Here is a 17,502-nt window from a genome sequence, read left to right as displayed (position 1 = left end):
TTATCGACTCCTCTTTCCGACGCTACTCGCGGCCCAGCCGCCGACGCGAGACCTCGCTCCGTTGATACCGCGCGGTCTCTAAAATCTCGGCGATCAGAGAAGAGCACAACAAATGGTTTGTTTTGTGCATCACACCGTTTGGATTCCGGGTGGACGGTCAGCCGTTGGGCGGCCGCCAGAGTTCGAGTCGCGGAATGTCCGGTGGCTCGAATCCCAATACCTGTCCGTAGAAGGACAGTTCGGCGTTGCGGGAACTGATCAGGGTGGCCAGCTTCCGGAATCCGTGCGACTCCCCCTCGTACTCGAGGTAGGCGTGCGGGATGCCCTTCTCCACGAGCGCGTCCCGGAACCGTTCCGCCTGCGACGGCGGCACGATCGGATCGTCGAGTCCCTGCAGGAGCAGAACCGGGCAGTTCAGTCCGGCAACGTTGTTCAGTGGTGCACGTTCGGCGTAGAGGTCGGCCGCCTCGGGCAGCGGGCCGATCAGGCCGTCGATGTACCGGGACTCGAAATCGTGTGTCTCCTTCACGAACCCGTCGAGTTCGGCCACCCCGAAGTAGGACGCACCGCACGCGAACACGTCCGACGTGGTCAGCGCCGCGAGCACGGTCCACCCGCCGGCGGATCCGCCCTCGATCGCCAGCCGGCCGGGGTCCGCCATGCCCGCCTCGGCGAGGCCGGTCACCGCCGTGACCACGTCCTCGACGTCGACGACCCCCCACTGTCCCCGCAACCGGTTGCGGTACTCGCGCCCGTATCCCGTGGAGCCGCCGTAGTTCACGTCGACGACGCCGATGCCGCGGCTGGTGAAGAACGCGAACACGGGATTCAGCGAAGGCGCGACCCGCGACGTCGGTCCGCCGTGCACGAACGCCACATACGGCGGCAACTCCCCGTCCTCGCCCCGGTACCGCGGGTGACGCGGCGGGTAGGCGATCACGTGGACTTCGCGTTCGGCGCCCTGGAACGTCAGCTGCCGGGCCTCGGGCAGATATGCCGCCTCGGGAAGTTCGGTGACCGACAGCCGGACGGTGCGGAGTGCACCGGTGTCGAGGTCGAGTTCGCGCAGGCCCGACGGGGTCTGGGCTCCGCCGGTCAGCAGCAGGATCCGGTTGCCGTTGCGGTCCCCGAGGCCGACGCTGGTGAGGCCGTCCAGCGGGATGTCCACGAGCGAACCCGTCGCGGGATCGAGGACGGCGAGGGTGTCGGTTCCGAATGTCCGCACGGTCAGGAGCGTGCCGTCGTCGCGGCGGGTGTGCCAGCGGCCGCCGAGCATCCACAGCGCGCCGCCGAAGTCGGCGTCCATCGGGCACAACGCGACCGGGTCGGGATCGTCGATGCCGACCCGGTAGAGATTCCACCAGCCGCTGCGGTCGCTGATCGTGTACAGGTCGGTGGGCCCGACCCATTCCGGTTGCAGCACCGATTCCTCGGGACCGCCGAGCAGTGTCCGCGCCTTCCCGGTCACGCGGCCGCCCTCGACCGCCACGACCCTGAGCTCGGTGCCGTCCCACGGCATCTGCGGGTGATCCCACGCGATCCAGGCGAGGTGCCTGCGATCCGGGGACAGCCGCGGATTGGCCAGGAAGTCCGAGCCGGCGACGACGGACCGCACCCGGTGCGGATCGTTCGCCGCCGACCCGTCCAGCGGAATCACGCAGATGTCGCGGGAGACGCGGCCGTCCGCGTCGTGCCTCTCGCGGACGGCCCACACCTCGCCGTCGACCACCGACAGGTCGCCGTACCGCAGCGAGCAGGGCTGCGGCGGTTCCGGTGTCAGCGGCACCGGGGTCCCGCCTTCGAGCAGGTACAGACGCTGATCGCTGAACTCGGCGAACACCAGGCGGCCGGCATCGGTGACGGTCCAGGCGCCGCCGCCGTACTCGTGAACCCTGGTGCGGGCGTTCCACGGTGCGGGCAGAACGTCTTCCGGTTCGTCGTCCAGACCGAGGCGCCGCACCGCGACCCGCCCACCTTCGCTGGGCCGCAGTTCCGACCACCACACGTCATCGCCCACGTACCGGCCGCCCTCGACGGGGTGGCCGCTGGAGGCGAGATCCGCCGCCGCGATCGGAGAGGGCCAGGAACCGTAAGGCGCAGAGGTCATCCGCCGAGGATATTCCGCCGTCCCCTACTCCGCAGGCAGCCACGCGCCGTGAAGGCCCGCCGGAACCCGGATCGGCAGCCGCACCTTCCCGATCGGCCCCGCCCCGGGGTCGTCGGCGGGCAGCACGAAGAACCAGGACGACATGTCGCGTCGGTCGGTCCCGATCATTCCCCAGTACTCGTGCTCGGCGCCGGGCATGAAGATCGGCTCACCCACCGACACGCTCCCCGGATCCCAGTGCGCCTCGGTGCCGCGGGCCGTGTCGAAGAACCACAGCGAATCCTGCCGTCCCTGGCTGCGGTCGAGTTTGCCGACGGTCGCCACCCTGCGGTGCCCTCGGGTCAGCTCACGGTCGTCGACTCGCGGGAACTCGACGTCGCGGTCGCACACCACCTCTCGCGTCACCCGTCCGCTGTCGGGGTCGACGACGGCGCGGACCAACGAGCCGAGCGACGGTTCCGGAGCCTTCGCGAACCCACCGGGATACGTCCACTCCACGTAGTCGACGCTCACCCTGCCGTCCGGCAGATCGAAGGCGTTCGCGAAATGCCACACCCAGTAGGCGTCGTGCGTCGTCCACCGGACCGGCCCGCCGTCGCGGGGCACCAGCGCGATCCTCGTGCCGTCCTCGGGCCGCCAGTCGAGCACGGACCCGCCGGTCAGCACGGCGGCGATGTCGAAGACCAGCGGGCACAGCATCAGAACGATGTAGCGCTCGGTGAGTGCCATGTCATGGATCATCAGCGGGGTGTCCGCGCCCTCGACCGTCGTCGGGGTCCGCGCGACCGAACCGTCGGGGTTGACCACCGACCACGTCAGGTACGGGGCGTCCAGCATGTAATTGAACAGCACCATCTGTCCGGTGACCGGGTCGATCTTGGGGTGCGCGGTGCTCCCCACACCCATGGCGCCGTCACAGTTCTCCCGCCCCAGCGTGCTCAGGTCGGCGGGGTCGAGGCGGAACGGCAGCGTGGTCTCGGCCATCGCCAGCAGTCGCCCACCGTGCCGGACGATGTTGATGTCGGGCAGCTCGCGCGACGTGCCCGCCAGTTCGGGCCCTACTTCGTCCTCCGTCGGCGTGTAGAGGTCGGTGACCCCGGGCCAGATGACGTGCCCGGCCTTCTCCTCCGCCTGCACCATCGGGGTTCGGACGAAGCGGTTGGTGTACCGGGCGGCACCGTCGGCGACTTCGATTCGGTGGACCATGCCGTCGCCGTCGAGCGGGTAGACGTACGTGCCGATCGGATCGAACCGCGGGTTCGGACCGTTGCGCAGATAGGCGCCGTGCAGATCGGCGGGCAGCTCGCCGATCACCTCGAGACCCCGGACGTCCACCTCCTCCCGCTGCGGCGCGAACACCCCGACGAGATGGCTGTGGTGCGCGATGTCGACGGGTCCGGGGCGACGGGATACCGGTGCTGACATGTGCGTCATTCCCTCCGGGCGCGGTGAATGCGAGACGGATCCGACCCCCTCTCGAGGGTACGACGGGCACCTGCGCGGGCGGGGTGTTTCCACGACGCGACGGCGGTCTGATACCCACCAGTAGAAATCGGGTTGCCCGGGAGTGGGAGAATGACGCTCGTGAGCAACCCAGACCACGGCCATCACCGCATGCCGCACCGCAAGCTGGAGCAGTCCACCAAGCTTCAGAACGTGCTCTACGAGATTCGTGGACCGGTACATGCCCACGCCGCCCGGCTGGAGGCGGAAGGCCACCGGATCCTCAAACTCAACATCGGCAACCCTGCGCCCTTCGGTTTCGACGCGCCGGACGTGATCATGCGCGACATGATCGCCGCGCTCCCGTACGCGCAGGGTTACTCCGAGTCCAAGGGCATCCTGTCGGCACGGCGCGCGATCGTCACCCGCTACGAACTGGTCGCCGGATTCCCCGAACTCGACGTCGACGACATCTACCTGGGCAACGGTGTGTCCGAGCTCATCACGATGACGATGCAGGCGCTCCTCGACAACGGCGACGAGGTGCTGATCCCGGCACCGGACTACCCGCTGTGGACGGCCATGACGAGCCTGGCCGGCGGCACCCCGGTGCACTACCTGTGCGACGAGGGCAACGACTGGAACCCCGACATCGCGGACATCGAGTCGAAGATCACCGACAAGACCAAGGCGCTGCTGGTCATCAACCCGAACAATCCGACGGGTGCGGTGTACTCGATGGAGGTGCTGCAGCAGCTCGTCGACCTGGCGCGTAAGCATCAGCTGCTGCTTCTCGCGGACGAGATCTACGACAAGATCCTCTACGACGACGCCAAGCACATCTCACTCGCCACGCTGGCCCCGGACCTGCTGTGCCTGACGTTCAACGGCCTGTCGAAGGCGTACCGCGTCGCCGGCTACCGGTCCGGCTGGGTCGCCATCACGGGACCGAAGGAGCACGCCGCGGGTTTCCTCGAGGGACTCGACCTGCTCGCGTCGACGCGTCTGTGCCCGAACGTGCCCGGTCAGCACGCCATCCAGGTGGCGCTCGGTGGGCACCAGAGCATCGAAGACCTGATCCTGCCGGGTGGTCGACTGCTCGAGCAGCGTGATGTGGCCTGGGAACGCCTCAACATGATTCCCGGTGTCTCCTGCGTGAAGCCGAAGGGCGCGTTGTACGCATTCCCCCGCCTCGACCCGAACGTGTACGAGATCTACGACGACGAGAAACTGGTCCAGGACCTTCTACTGCAGGAGAAGATCCTGATGGTGCAGGGCACCGGATTCAACTGGCCGGACCACGACCACCTCCGCATCGTGACGTTGCCGTGGGCGCGTGATCTCGCTGTCGCCATCGAGCGGTTCGGAAATTTCCTCACCAGCTACAAGCAGTAGGATCGAGACACAGCAAGCGACACGCGCGTCGCCTGCGTGTCTCCTGGGGGAAAAGAATGGTCACCAGCACCCGCGCGCGTTTCGGACAATTCGTCCACCGGCGACGGCGTTTGCTGAACCTCACACAGGACGAGGTCACGGCCGCGGGTGGCCCGTCCGACGCAGCTCAGACGCGCGCCGAGAACGGGACCGGCCCGGATCCGAGCATCGAGACCCTCCGCAAACTCGACGTCGCACTCCGCTGGGCGCCGGGCAGCGCGGCTCGCACCCTCGACGGCGGCGATCCGACCCCGCTCGAGGCGCTCGACGGGGAGGACCGGTCGCCGACCGCGCGCCCGCTGACGCTCGGGCCGTCGGAGATTCCGCTGGATCTGGACACGATCATCGAGATCCTGGGGCCGCACACCCACATCACCAAGCTGAGCGCGGCGCATCCCGACGTTCCGGGGCTGGCCGACGCAGCGGGGGAACTGAGCCGGGTTGTCTCGAAGATCACCGGCGCGTACGTGACGCGGTTGCTGGAAGTCAACGGAGGACCCGCCGGGCCGCGCCAACCGCTGGTGGAATTCGCGTTCGGACACCTGCTGGAGGAACCGTCCACGGTCACCGACCCGCGTGAACTCGAGGAAGCGCGGTATCGCCGCTTCCTCTACGGCCGAGGAGAGGATCTCGACGCGGCCACCCGGGAGCGTTTCTGGCGTCGGTGGGAGGACGCGGTGAAACTCGTGGCCACCGCGGATCCCGAACGCAGCGGAGACGCGGAGGTGAACGCATGAACGGCGTGCCACTGTCGGTGCGGGTCAACCGCCTCTTCTCGCTGGCTCACGATCTCGACGGTCCCGAACCGGGTGACGACACCGTCGCCGCGGGTGTGTCGCGGATACTCGGCCGTCCCGTCGAGCCGTCCGAGATCGAATCCCTGCGCAGCAACGATCATCACGCGCCCGAGCCCGACGTGTTGCGGGCGGTCGCGCAGCACTTCCACGCCCCCGAGCAGTACCTCGCCGCCGACGGCTACCACGACTACGACACGCTGGTCCGTTTCAAGATCGCGGTCCGCGAGGCCGGCGTCCGGCACCTGTCGATGCGATCGCTCGATGCGTCCGCGGAGCCGACCACCGCGGAGATGGAATCGCTGATTCCCCTTCTGGAGAATCTGCGGCGGAGTCACGGACCGCTGCCGGTCGCGGCGCCGGACCCCCGTCAGACCTGAGCGGGGACGCGCCGACGGGTCGGCGGGGCCGCCGAACTGAGGGAGGCGACGCGCCCACAGTTCGGTCGCCACGTCCTCGGCGTCCCGCCAGTGATCGGCCAGCCGGGCCAGCTCCCACGGTTCGCCGCCGACGTCGGTCGTGAACAGGTGGGCCGTCCCGCCCGTGCCGTGCGCCCGGTGACCGGCCCTGCGGGCCAGGCACGCAAGGTGCAGCCGCGTCGCCGTGACCACGGGCGGTGCGGCGCCGGTATGCCCGCCGAGTTCGAACACCACGTGCCGGTCGAGGATCATGATCGCGTCGCGGATCTCGACGCTCATGCGGTCGAGGCGGCTCCGGGCCGACAGTGCCCGGCGATCCGCCGGTCGCAGTTCCAGGACCACTTCGGGCACCGCACCGGTCAGGGTCCGCCACATCGGTTGCAGACGCCGGGTGACTTGCCGTGACCGCCACCGGTGACCGAGCGCCCGTACCACCGGTCCGACCGAGATGAGCGCGCCCGCCGACACGACGAGCACGCGGATGAACGCCCCCGAGTCGCTGTGCGATTCGGTCAGGGCGTTGTCTTCGCTGACCGCGTTGACCACGCCGGTCGTCACGACGACTCCCATGTCGAACACCTCGAACAACGACAGGGCGATGACCGCGAGAAACACCCGGCGCTCGCGTCCCGGTGTCGCGCTGCGCACGGCCTTCAGCGAGATCCACAGGTTGAGCAGGGCGACGGACAGGATCGGAACCGCGTACGTGATGCAGTACGCCGCGAAGGGCCAGCCGCCCTCGTCGGCGATGGCGACGCCCCGCGATCGCGCCGGCGTGCTCAGGCCGATCAGGATTGCCCCCGCGACGGCACCCATCGACAGCGAGACGACGTGGATCCGGGGAAGGCGCGCCGGGCCGAGTGCCCACGCGGAGAAGAGGCTGATCAGCGACGCCGCGGTGAGGATGATGCAGACGTTACTGAGGGTGTTCGCGAACCCGTACCCGAACCAGCGGTCGAGCCAGATCTGTGCCAGTGATCGCTGCAGGACCAGGGAGAGGGATGCGAAGACGAGGGCGGCGTTCATCCGGCGTTCGGCGACAGTCGACCGGACGAGGGCCAGGCGCAGGAGAGTCGTTCCCCAGACGACGGCGAGGAGCGGCCAGCTCACATAGGTGGGCGGTTCGTACACGGCGTCAGAACGTTCCGAGCATCCGCGACACCCGTGCGTCACCGACGGTGTCGTCGCTCGTCCCCGCTCGACGACCCGCCATGATCAGGGTGGCGAGAAGTTCCGTCGCGTATTCCTGGTCGTTCGAGTAATTGGACCGGCCGAGCATTTTGACCACGCGCGCCGTGTCGACCGTTGGCGCGGCGACCGACAAGGCCGTCGAATCGACGGTGGTGTCCCCGATCGTGTCGCGGTCGTGGCCGAGCTCCATGTGTGCCAGTTCGTGGCAGATGATGTGGGTGGCGTGCACGTCCGACGTCCCTGCTGCGTACAGGATCACGTCGTCCTCGGCCCGTGCGAGCCAGAGGCCGGAATGACCGCCATGGACCAGGGCGTGCGAGACGGGGACCAGGTGAATCGGGCGCCCACGACGGGCCGCGACGCCGGCGACGAGCTGATCCCTGTTCCAGGGCACGGGAATACCCATCTCCGCCACGATCCGGCGAAGATGGTTGCTGGATCGCGACTGCCGCGAGATTCGCACTGGAACACCTCCGAACGGCCATATCCTAGGCCGTCGGGGTACGAGGTCACGACATGTGGGCGATTTCACCTGCCCGGTTGACGAATACCCCTACCGTGTCGGTAGATTGGCAACCGGCACCTCGTGTGCCTCGAGCACCTGTCGCCCCTCCCCCCCCCTGTGGGCGCCAGGTTGGTGGCGGGGTCAACCCCCCCTGTACCCCGCCACCCAGCTCGGCAAATCTCTCCACGCAGCGGCTCTGTCCGCGGAACACACCCCTCGTTCGGAGTTCCGGACCACCCTGCGTGGAGTTCGGCGTTCGCTGCAGATTAGCTGCTGCGCGCGTGCCATGCTTCGATATCTATTGACGTCCTCTCGGCCGTGAACGACCGAGATTCCCCTCGAGACTCGCGTCTCGAGGTTCCTGTTTCACCGACAGTTGCCTCCCCACACTTTAGGTGCGGGGCGGTCTCACACCGTCTCCGCAGGCTGCCACCGTCAGTCCGACGGCCAAAATATTCCTTGCCGCGTTCACATCCCGATCATGGACGGCGCCGCATCGGCATGCCCACTCCCGCACGTTCAGCGGCATCGTCGAGGCGATCGCCCCGCACACCGAGCAGGTCTTCGACGAGGGATAGAACCGGTCGATCGCCACCACCTGCCGCCCGTACCAGCCGGCCTTGTATTCGAGCATGGACCGGAACTCGGACCAACTCGCATCGGAGATCGCCCGAGACAACGACCGATTCTTGACCATGTTCCGCACACTCAGATCCTCGATGGCGATCACTTGGTTTTCGCGCACCAGTCGAGTGGAGAGTTTGTGCAGATAATCGCGACGCCGATCGGCGATCCGACCATGGATCTTCGCGACTTTCAGTCGGGCCTTGGCCCGGTTACGGGATCCCTTCTGCTTCTTGGCGAGCACCCGCTGCGCCTTCGCCAGCCGCTCACGGTCTGTGCGCTCGTGGCGCGGGTTGGTGATCTTCTCCCCCGTCGAGAGCGTGTAGAGGCTGGTGATCCCAGCGTCGAGCCCGATCCCCCGATCGGTCGACGGGGGCTCGGTGATCGTGTCCTCGACGAGGATCGAGATGTGGTATTGACCTCGTGCATTCCGCGACACTGTCACCTGCGACGGTACGGCCCCCTCGGGTAGCGGCCTCGACCATCGAATGTCCAGGGGTTCGGACTGCTTGGCCAACCGGATCTGCCCGCCGCGGTGGGTGAAGCAGTTCGAGTAGTAGGTCGCCGAATCCTTCGACTGGGCCTTCTTCTTGAATTGCGGGTAGCGGGCTTGCTTGCGCCAAAACCTGTCGAACGCGCCCTGCAACTGCCGCAGCGACTCCTGCAACGGCCCCTTCGACGGCTCCGCCAACCACTCGGTCTCGGTGTCCCGCTTCCATCCGGTGAGCATCTTCGAGGTGTCGCTGTAGGTGACCCGCCGCCGCTCCTGCGACCAGGCACGCGTCCGCTCGGCCAACGCCCGGTTATAGACATACCGGGTGCATCCGAACGTCCGAGCAAGCTGTTCCGCCTGCACCGCAGACGGATAGAAACGGTACTTGAACGCCCGCTTCACCACCCTCCCCGCCATGACCCAGACACTAGCCACACAGTCCGACATAACCAGATCGGCTCTCCGGACCTGAAGGACCGGGTTTGCGCCGAAAGACTCACGGATCACACCGGCGACATATAAGCGACACGAGAGCAATACGAGCCGGACAGCGTGGCAACACTGGCATCGCACGCCACTTCCGTCACAGCGTCTCCGGTCACCGTCCGACTACCCTGTCGTGCGTGCCGAGACAATCCCCCCAGCAGCCGACGCGATGCGGCCGATGAGCGAATTCCACGGACACGGACATGGCCACGGCCACAGCGACGGACCGGCCCCGATGGGGCCCGTGGCCGCCAAGGTGGTCGTCGGACTCCTCGTCGCCATCGGCGTCGCGGTGCTCGTCGGCGTTATCGCGTTGTGGCCCGGTAAGCCGGGCGTCGACGTCGAACAGCCCTTCCAGAGCGCCCAGGGCGGTGCGGTCGTCACGGAGTCGGGCACGGTCACGATGCAGAACATCGGCGACTGCGGAAGTCCGTCGGCCGGGCGCGTCTTCACCGGCACCCCGTTGCCGCCGCCCGCGGGCGCGTACGAGTGCCAGCGCAGCATCGTCGACATCGAGTCCGGTCCCAATACCGGCACCCAGACGCTCCTCGAAATCATTCCCGGCCCCGGGCAGCCCGACCTCCGGGTGGGCGAGAAGATCCGGCTGTCCCGTCAGACGGATGTGAACGGCACCACGGAGTATTCGTTCGAGGACTATGCCCGCGGCCTGCCCGTCACCCTCATTGCCCTCGCGTTCGCCGTCGTCGTGATCGCGGTCGCGCGGTGGCGCGGATTCCGGGCACTCGTCGGCATCGTCGTCTCGTTCGGCGTGCTCGTCCTGTTCACGCTCCCGGCCCTGCTGGACGGACAACCCGCGATCCCGGTGGCCCTCGTCTCCGGCGCGGTGATCCTGTATGCCGTGCTGTATCTCGCGCACGGTGTCTCCCTGCGAACGAGTTCGGCGTTGCTGGGCACTCTCGCGTCGATGCTGGTGGCGGCGATCCTCTCCTACGCCACCATCGAGATGACTCGTCTCACTGGGCTTTCCGAGGAGCAGAACACCAACGTCCAGACGTACATACAGCACGTCAGCATCACCGGACTCCTGCTGGCCGGCTTCATCATCGGCTCGCTGGGTGTGCTCAACGACGTCACCATCACGCAGGCGGCGTCGGCGTTCGAACTGGCGTCGCTGGACCGCGACGCGTCCCGGCGGCAGATCTTCGGTTCGGCGATGCGCGTGGGTCGCGATCACATCGCCAGCACCGTCTACACCCTCGTCCTCGCGTATGCCGGCGGGGCGTTGCCGTTGCTGTTGCTGTTCAGTGTGGCGGGGCGGTCGATCCAGGACGTGCTGCTCAGTGATGCCGTGGCCATCGAGATCGTGCGTTCGGCGGTCGGTGGCATCGCCCTGGCACTGTCGGTTCCGCTGACCACCGCGATCGCGGTGATGTTGGCACGTCCGATCGGCGCGGGTCCCTCCGACAGGGTGCCCGCGATCAAGCCGTCACGCGGTGGCCGCCACTCCAAGTAGCGCGGCGCCCGCTAGCTGAAGACGCCGAACTCCCGGAGGACGATGAAGATGATGGCGATGATCATCAGCGCGTAGACGGTCAGCATCGTCACTTTGGCCGCATGCTCGCTGGTGGGCGGGAACATCTTCAGGATCGGCTTGGAGTAGGCGACGAGCCGGCGCGTGTCTGCCGGCGAGGCCGCCGAGGGCCTGGGAACGTTGGGAGTGCTGTGGAACTCCGCCGGATTTGCAGTCACTGCACACATCCTCTCTACGCCGGAACCATTCCCATCGTAGGCCCGGAGAACGGCGGCGACTACGTTCCGGGGAACCTGGGAAGTTCGGGCAGTTGGAGCGGCGGCAACTGGATTTGCGGCAGACCGGGGAACAACGGCACAGGCGGTGGGGGCGGCGGTGCGGGCGCCGGCTCGGGAATCCGGATCTGCGACGCCGTCTGGATCGGCGCTTCGACGGCCTCGGACGTCGGAGGCGTCGGGGGCGACGGCGTGGCCACCTGGGTCATGACCGGCGACTCGGTGGTGAGTTGCGTGGTCACCGGCTGAGACGAGCCCTCGGTGCGGGCCAGCAGGTTCTTGCCGTACCCGAGCCCGAGACCGATCACCGCGACCACGGCGAGAGCGCTGCCCGCCAGCGCGGCCCCCCGGATCTGGGGCTTGGCCACCTGCTGACTCGGCGGCGGCGCCGCGGCGCTCAGCCAGGACGGAGTACTCGACGGCGCACCGGTTCGTGCGACGGTCGCGCTCGGCGCCTGGTAGGTGGATAGGACTGCGTCCGGTGCGGACTGCGGCGTGTATGGCGGCGGGAGGACCCTGGCGACCTCGGCGGGTGGCTGCACCACCTGCTGGGCGAGCAGCGCAGCACCCTGTGCCGCAACGAGTTCGGGGTGATCGGGAACCACGACCGGCAACCCGAGCCACGACTGCAGCACCGACCGGACGAGCGGAATGCGGGCACCGCCGCCGATGAGCACCACGGCGTCGGCGGTTCGTCCCGACCTCGTGACGACGTCGCGGGCGAGGCGTGCCGAGGATTCGACGGTGACACCGATCAGCGCGTCGAAGACGTCGCGGGACAGCAACAGCAGCCCGCCGTCACCGGGCACCGCGACGGCGCCGCCGGTGGACAGCCGCTCCTTCGCCTCACGACAGCGGAGGTCGAGCGCGAGGCCGGCGGCCGCGTCGCCGGGCTCCTCGATCCGCTTGTTCTCCAACTGGTTGTCGCGGATCAGCCGGTCGAAGACGTCTCCGCTCACCGTGTCGGTGCGGACCGTCTCCACCACCTCCCCCGTCGCCCGGTCGACGACACTCACGGTGAGCCCGGAGCTACCCAGGTCGTAGAATACGAGCGTCGCATGGTCGCCGAGGGCGCCCGAGACGTCGAGGAACTTCAGTGCCGCCGACGCTTCGGTGACGAGTTGGTAGTTGACGAGTTGCTGCCGGGCCATCGCCGCCTGGACGGCGCCTGCCTGCGCTTCGTCGCGGTAGGCGACCCCGGTGGCGCGGACCTGCCCGGCATCGGGTGCCCCGGCGAGGACGACGCCGATCGATTCGGCGGCGAGTTCCTCCGGCAGGTCCCGCCCCGCGGCGACGACCTGGGCCCGGAAATCGGGGACGAGCCGGCTCCCGGCGTCGTCACGGTTCACGGAGTCGGGTCGTGCCAAGCGCACCGCGCTCGCACCGACCGACACACCTAGAACCGAACTCATGGGCCGCCTAACTCGACTGTGCACGGGTTCGATCCGGAATCCCCCCACTCCATGGCCCGCAGTCTAGCGAAGCGGTCCGACGGAGCAACCGAGCAACCGTTCGGCGGGAGGCAACTCAGAAGTTGCTCGCGATGATCACTCCCGCGATGCCCGTGCCCAGCGGCACGAACGTGCACGGCGGCACGATCGCGTGTGCAGGATCGAGCGTGTTGAGAACCAATTGCTGCGAGAACGGGTCGTAGGGCAGGTTGAAATGTCCGGTCTGATCGAGCGGGCACAGGTCCTGGACGAGGATGTTGGTTGCACCGGGATCGTGCAGCGCGACGTTGGTGTACGGCTGGATCACCTCGTCGTACCGCGTCCCGATCGTGGTGTATTCGACGCCGGGGACGGTGTCGCCGCCGGCGTTGAGGGCGGTGAGGAACGGCGATCCCTGCACCTGCTCGGCGAGGGCCTCCGAACCGATCCCCACTATCAACTCGTTGCCACCGGGCAGCGTCTGCAGAGCCGTCGCGATCCCGAAGAACGTTCCACCGTAGGACGGCGACGCGAGACCGACCCAGCGGTTCACCTTCGAGGACCCGCCGAGCCTGTTGATGTAGTACCGGGCCACCGTCGCGCCCTGCGAGTGCCCGACCAGGTCGACCTTTTCCGCACCGGTTACGGCCAGGACATCGTCGACGAACACCTCGAGTTCGGCCGCCCCCTCGGTCATCGTCTGCATCCCGAAGTGTTCGGTGCCCGGTTTCCGTCCGTAGTTCAGGGCGAACACGCAGTAGCCGGCGGACTTCAATTTCGGACTCAACCCGGCCCAGTTGGAATAGGCACTGCCGTCGCTCCCGTGTACGAGGATCACCGGGTGCGGGTGCGCGGGACCGGGGCGGCACGAGAAATCGTTGGTTCCCGGCGGCGCCGAATGCGGATGGTGCTTCGCGTACGAGATGGCCGCGCCGGCGTCGGATTGCGCCGGCCCCGGCAGGGTCGGTACTTCCGCCGCCTGAGCCGGGGCGACCCCGAGCGCACAGATACTGACAACGGCAGCGAGGAATGTGAGTCGGGATCCGTGACGTGCCTTCGACATCGCCAGCCCTCCGTTGCGATTGAGGCTGACGCTACCGCCCACGATGTTCCCGGGCGCGGAGATCGTCAACCCGTTATCGCAGGTCGCCGCAAGGTCACAAACCGTTATCCGAGCGCGCTATCCCCTCCCGAGACCTCGATAGACCCACCCTGCGGTGCGCCAGTCCGCGGCGTCGAGACAGTTGCGGCCGTCGACCATCACCCGGGCCCGGACCACATCGTTCAGATCCTCCGGTTTCAGGGCCGCGAACTCCGCCCACTCGGTGAGCAGCAGCACCGCGTCGGCGTTGTCACATGCCTCGACCGCCGACGTCGCATAGTTCAGCGTCGGGAACAGTCTGCGCGAGTTGTCCAGGGCTTTCGGGTCGTAGACGCTGACCACCGCCCCGTGCAACTGCATCATTCCCGCCACGTTGAGTGCCGGCGAGTCGCGAACGTCGTCGGATTCGGGTTTGAAGGCCGCGCCGAGCACGGCGACGTTGGCGCCGAGCAGCGAACCTCCGCACACCTGCGCCGCCAACTCCACCATCCGGGTGCGGCGCCGCATGTTGATGCTGTCGACCTCCCGGAGGAAGTGCAGGGCCTGGTTCGCGCCCAGCTCACCCGCCCGCGCCATGAACGCGCGGATGTCCTTGGGCAGGCAGCCGCCGCCGAAGCCGAGACCGGCGTTGAGGAATCGCCGGCCGATCCGCGCGTCGTATCCCAGGGCGTCGGCAAGCTGGGTGACATCGGCCCCGGTGGCCTCGCACACCTCGGAGATGGCGTTGATGAACGAGATCTTGGTGGCGAGGAATGCGTTGGCCGAGACTTTCACCAGTTCCGCGGTGGCGAGGTCGGTGACCAGGAACGGAATGTCCTCACCGAGCAGGCGGGCATACAGTTCGCGCAACTCGGCCTCGGCGCGTCCGGGGCGCTGCCGGTCCACACCCAGCACCATCCGGTCGGGGTGCAGGGTGTCCTCGACGGCGAAGCCCTCCCGCAGGAATTCCGGATTCCACGCCACCTCCACGGCGTCACCCGCCGGTGCAAGCGCCCGGGCCCGCGCACCCAGCTCCGCCGCCGTCCCGACGGGAACGGTCGACTTGCCGACGATGACGGCGGGACGATCGAGCAGCGGGGCGAGGGTGTCGATCACCGAGTGCACGTGCCGCAGGTCCGCGGCGTACTCCCCCTTCTTCTGCGGGGTACCGACACCGAGAAAGTGGAGGTCGGCGAACTCGGCGGCCTCGCTGTACGACGTGGTGAAGTGCAGTCGGCCGGCGTCGATGTTCCGGCGCAGAACCTCCCCCAGCCCGGGCTCGTAGAACGGGACCTCCCCGGACGAGAGTTTCGCCACTTTTCCGGGATCGATGTCGACGCCCAGGACCTCATGGCCCAGTTCCGCCATGCAGGCGGCGTGGGTGGCTCCCAGGTATCCGGTTCCAAACACGGTGCAGCGCATGCACCCTTGATAACCAGCGCAGGTGAGCGCGATATTTACCCGACTGATGTTCGAAGCCAACAGTGCGTGTACGAACGGTGCGAGGCGAGACCCTATGCTTCGCCCATGCATGTTCTCTTCGTCTGCACCGGAAACGTCTGTCGCTCCCCAACGGCTGAGCGCCTCGCAGTGGCATACGCCGAGGAGCTCGGGATCACCGATCTGACTGCCGAAAGCGCAGGTACCCGCGCCGCGGTCGGACGCCCGATGGAACCGACGGCCGCGCAAGTCCTCGAGGGTCTCGGCGGTAATCCGAGCGATTTCACCGCGCGGATGCTCACCGCCGATCTGGCGGCGGACGCGGATCTGGTGTTGACGATGACCGAGCGTCAGCGCGAGAAGGTGCTGGCGCTGGCCCCGGAGCAGCTGAAGAAGACGTTCACGCTCCGGGAGGCGGCTCGGCTCGCGGAGGCGGCGGATGCGAAGTCGGTGGCTGACCTGGCTGCGGCACGTCCCAAACACAAGGCCGACGAGACCCCGGAGGACGTTCCGGACCCGATGGGGCAGGACGAGGACACCTTCCTCACCATCGGGTCCGAGATCGCCGATCTACTGGGTGTGGTCGCGCGGAGCGTCCGTCTCTGACCAGGATTCCTGGTCGTCGCGGTAGCGGCGGGTGCGTCGCGGTGTGGGAGGCACCGGTGCGCCCGCCTGCTGCTCGTTGCCGTAGTGGTCGGGACCGCCGTACCACTGCTGACCCTGGTCGCCCTGGTAGGCCGGGGCGCCCTGATAGGCGGGCACTTCCTGCGGATCTCCCCCGTTCGGACCGTACTGCTGCGACGGGTACTCGTCGCGAACGTACGAGGCCGGCTGCGGCTGCTGAGGTGCCTGATGCTGAGGGGGCTGCTGCTGCACGGCAGGCTGCACGACGGCGGCCTGCTGCATCTGCGGCAGAGACTTGTCGGTCTCGTAGTAGTACTTGTACTCGTAGACGCCCCGTCCGCGGCTCGGCGTCATCGTGATGATCGTTCCGAGGATGGTTGCCCCCACACTGTGCAGGTTGCCTACGGCCCGCGACAGCTGATCCCGTTTGGTTTCGGCGTGCCGCGCGATGACCAGCGCGCCGTCCGACATCGCGGTCAGCACGGTCGCGTCAGTGACGGGCAGCAGCGGTGACGCGTCGACGATCACGTAGTCGAAACGCCCCCGCAGGTCGGCCAGCACCTGGCGGGCGGTCTCCGTTCCGAGGAGCTCACTCGGGTTCGGCGGGATCGGTCCGGACGCCAGGACCGTGAGACCCGAGTACTGCGTCGGCTGGAGCACGGCGTCGAGGTCGGCCTTGCCTGCCAGGACGCTGCTGAGGCCGACGGAACCGACGACACCGAGGTACTTCGACACCCGCGGCTTACGGAGGTCGCCCTCGACCAGGCACACGTTCTGGCCGCCCTCCGCCAGCACGAGTGCGATGTTGATGGCGGTGGTCGTCTTACCCTCGGTGGGCAGCGAACTGGTGACGACGATGACGCGCGGCGGGTTGTCGACTTCGAGGAACTGCAGGTTGGTGCGCAGTTCCCGGTAGGACTCGGCGCTCGAGGAGTTGCCTTCGGCGAAGTTGATGGCCTGCTGCGTCTGCCGCTCCTTGTCGAACGGGATGGTGCCGATCAGTGCGGATCCGGCCAGCTCCTCGACGGTGCGCCGATCCTTGACCGTGTTGTCGAGGCGATCACGCAGGACGGCGAAGGCGATACCGAGCAGGAGTCCGACAGCCGCACCCAGCGCGAGGTTGCGGAGTGTCTTGGGTGAGACGGGAGTCGACGGGGTCTGCGCCTGCTGTTCGACGACGACCCGGGCGGCGGGGGCGCCGCCCTTCTCCGGGGTCTCGAGCTCCCTGGCCATGACGACGAACTCGTCGGACAGGGCGTTGGCGATGTCGCGGGCGCGTTCCGGCGACGGATCCTGCACCTTGACGTCGATCAGCACGGTGTCGGGTGCGGAGCTGGCCTTCACCTGTGCGGCGAGCGCCGAGGCCGTGCCGCCGAGATCGAGCTTGTCGATGGTCCGCTGCGCGAGCGTCTCACCGGTGAGCAGTTTGGTGTAGGACGTCACTCGCTGCTGCGAGAACAGGTTTCCCTGGTACACCTCGTTCACCGACGATCCTGCGGACGTCGAGACGAACAACCGTGTCGACGCTTCGTAGATGGGAGTCGTCAGCAACGACGCCCCTAGCGCACCGAGGATCGCCACGACGGTGGTGATCGCAATGATTTTCCACCGTGACTGCAGAATTCGCAGGTAGTCCTGAATTTCCATTATCGAGTCTCTTCCAA

Annotated in this window: 13 protein-coding genes and 1 pseudogene; 4 read left to right on the top strand and 10 right to left on the bottom strand. The window is 67.7% G+C overall.

Annotated features, from left to right (window positions below; genetic code table 11):
* Positions 1-157: 157 nt before the first annotated feature.
* Positions 158-2,107 (bottom strand): S9 family peptidase, encoded by a 1,950-nt coding sequence (locus tag QM693_RS06510; RefSeq protein WP_283351783.1) that lies wholly within the window; start codon positions 2,105-2,107, stop codon positions 158-160.
* 24 nt (positions 2,108-2,131) lie between these two features.
* Positions 2,132-3,532 carry a carotenoid oxygenase family protein gene (locus tag QM693_RS06505; protein WP_283351782.1) on the bottom strand — a complete coding sequence of 467 codons (1,401 nt, stop codon included), beginning with the start codon at positions 3,530-3,532 and terminating at the stop codon, positions 2,132-2,134.
* 150 nt (positions 3,533-3,682) lie between these two features.
* On the opposite strand from QM693_RS06505, the gene QM693_RS06500 reads away from it, so the two are divergent.
* Both QM693_RS06500 and QM693_RS06495 read left to right on the top strand, forming a co-directional pair.
* A complete protein-coding gene (locus tag QM693_RS06500; RefSeq protein WP_005238257.1) occupies positions 3,683-4,945 on the top strand; it encodes a pyridoxal phosphate-dependent aminotransferase in 1,263 nt (420 codons plus the stop codon).
* 56 nt (positions 4,946-5,001) lie between these two features.
* Entirely contained in the window at positions 5,002-5,721 is a 720-nt protein-coding gene (locus QM693_RS06495; protein ID WP_283351781.1) for a helix-turn-helix domain-containing protein, read from the top strand.
* Between the two features lie 581 nt (positions 5,722-6,302).
* Here the strand turns inward: QM693_RS06495 and QM693_RS37580 are convergent.
* From QM693_RS37580 to QM693_RS06485, 3 genes and pseudogenes are all read right to left on the bottom strand, one after another.
* A pseudogene (locus QM693_RS37580) lies at positions 6,303-7,307 on the bottom strand (MAB_1171c family putative transporter); the annotation flags it as partial.
* A gap of 25 nt (positions 7,308-7,332) precedes the next feature.
* Positions 7,333-7,794 carry a hypothetical protein gene (locus QM693_RS06490; RefSeq protein ID WP_283351780.1) on the bottom strand — a complete coding sequence of 154 codons (462 nt, stop codon included), beginning with the start codon at positions 7,792-7,794 and terminating at the stop codon, positions 7,333-7,335.
* Positions 7,795-8,284: 490 nt separating this feature from the next.
* Entirely contained in the window at positions 8,285-9,412 is a 1,128-nt protein-coding gene (locus tag QM693_RS06485; RefSeq protein ID WP_502942604.1) for an RNA-guided endonuclease TnpB family protein, read from the bottom strand.
* A gap of 262 nt (positions 9,413-9,674) precedes the next feature.
* Between QM693_RS06485 and QM693_RS06480 the strand changes: the two genes are divergently transcribed.
* Positions 9,675-10,970 (top strand): YibE/F family protein, encoded by a 1,296-nt coding sequence (locus QM693_RS06480; RefSeq protein ID WP_283351778.1) that lies wholly within the window; start codon positions 9,675-9,677, stop codon positions 10,968-10,970.
* Between the two features lie 11 nt (positions 10,971-10,981).
* Here QM693_RS06480 and QM693_RS06475 read toward each other — a convergent pair whose 3' ends face one another.
* The 4 genes from QM693_RS06475 to QM693_RS06460 form a co-directional block, all read right to left on the bottom strand.
* A complete protein-coding gene (locus tag QM693_RS06475; protein WP_283351777.1) occupies positions 10,982-11,215 on the bottom strand; it encodes a hypothetical protein in 234 nt (77 codons plus the stop codon).
* Positions 11,216-11,265: 50 nt separating this feature from the next.
* The gene (locus QM693_RS06470; RefSeq protein ID WP_283351776.1) at positions 11,266-12,675 is read right to left on the bottom strand and encodes a DUF7159 family protein; all 1,410 of its coding nucleotides are present in this window, start codon (positions 12,673-12,675) and stop codon (positions 11,266-11,268) included.
* A gap of 115 nt (positions 12,676-12,790) precedes the next feature.
* Positions 12,791-13,756 carry an esterase/lipase family protein gene (locus QM693_RS06465; protein WP_283351775.1) on the bottom strand — a complete coding sequence of 322 codons (966 nt, stop codon included), beginning with the start codon at positions 13,754-13,756 and terminating at the stop codon, positions 12,791-12,793.
* 117 nt (positions 13,757-13,873) lie between these two features.
* Positions 13,874-15,196: a UDP-glucose dehydrogenase family protein gene (locus QM693_RS06460; RefSeq protein WP_283351774.1), complete on the bottom strand. Its 1,323-nt coding sequence runs from the start codon at positions 15,194-15,196 to the stop codon at positions 13,874-13,876.
* A gap of 105 nt (positions 15,197-15,301) precedes the next feature.
* Here QM693_RS06460 and QM693_RS06455 point away from each other — a divergent pair, with 105 nt between their 5' ends.
* Complete coding sequence (locus QM693_RS06455; protein ID WP_283333470.1) at positions 15,302-15,820, top strand: arsenate reductase/protein-tyrosine-phosphatase family protein; 519 nt, start codon at positions 15,302-15,304, stop codon at positions 15,818-15,820.
* Here the strand turns inward: QM693_RS06455 and QM693_RS06450 are convergent.
* Positions 15,785-17,485, bottom strand: a complete 1,701-nt coding sequence (locus QM693_RS06450) for a tyrosine-protein kinase domain-containing protein (RefSeq protein WP_283351773.1) — start codon at positions 17,483-17,485, stop codon at positions 15,785-15,787. The two genes, QM693_RS06455 and QM693_RS06450, sit on opposite strands and share 36 nt — an antisense overlap.
* Positions 17,486-17,502: the final 17 nt, after the last annotated feature.

The sequence above is a fragment of the Rhodococcus sp. IEGM 1305 genome (genome assembly GCF_030058635.1).
Classification (GTDB): domain Bacteria; phylum Actinomycetota; class Actinomycetes; order Mycobacteriales; family Mycobacteriaceae; genus Rhodococcus_F; species Rhodococcus_F opacus_D.
The sequence above is the reverse complement of the archived record's forward strand: the minus strand, read 5'-3'. Positions and strand labels throughout refer to the sequence as shown.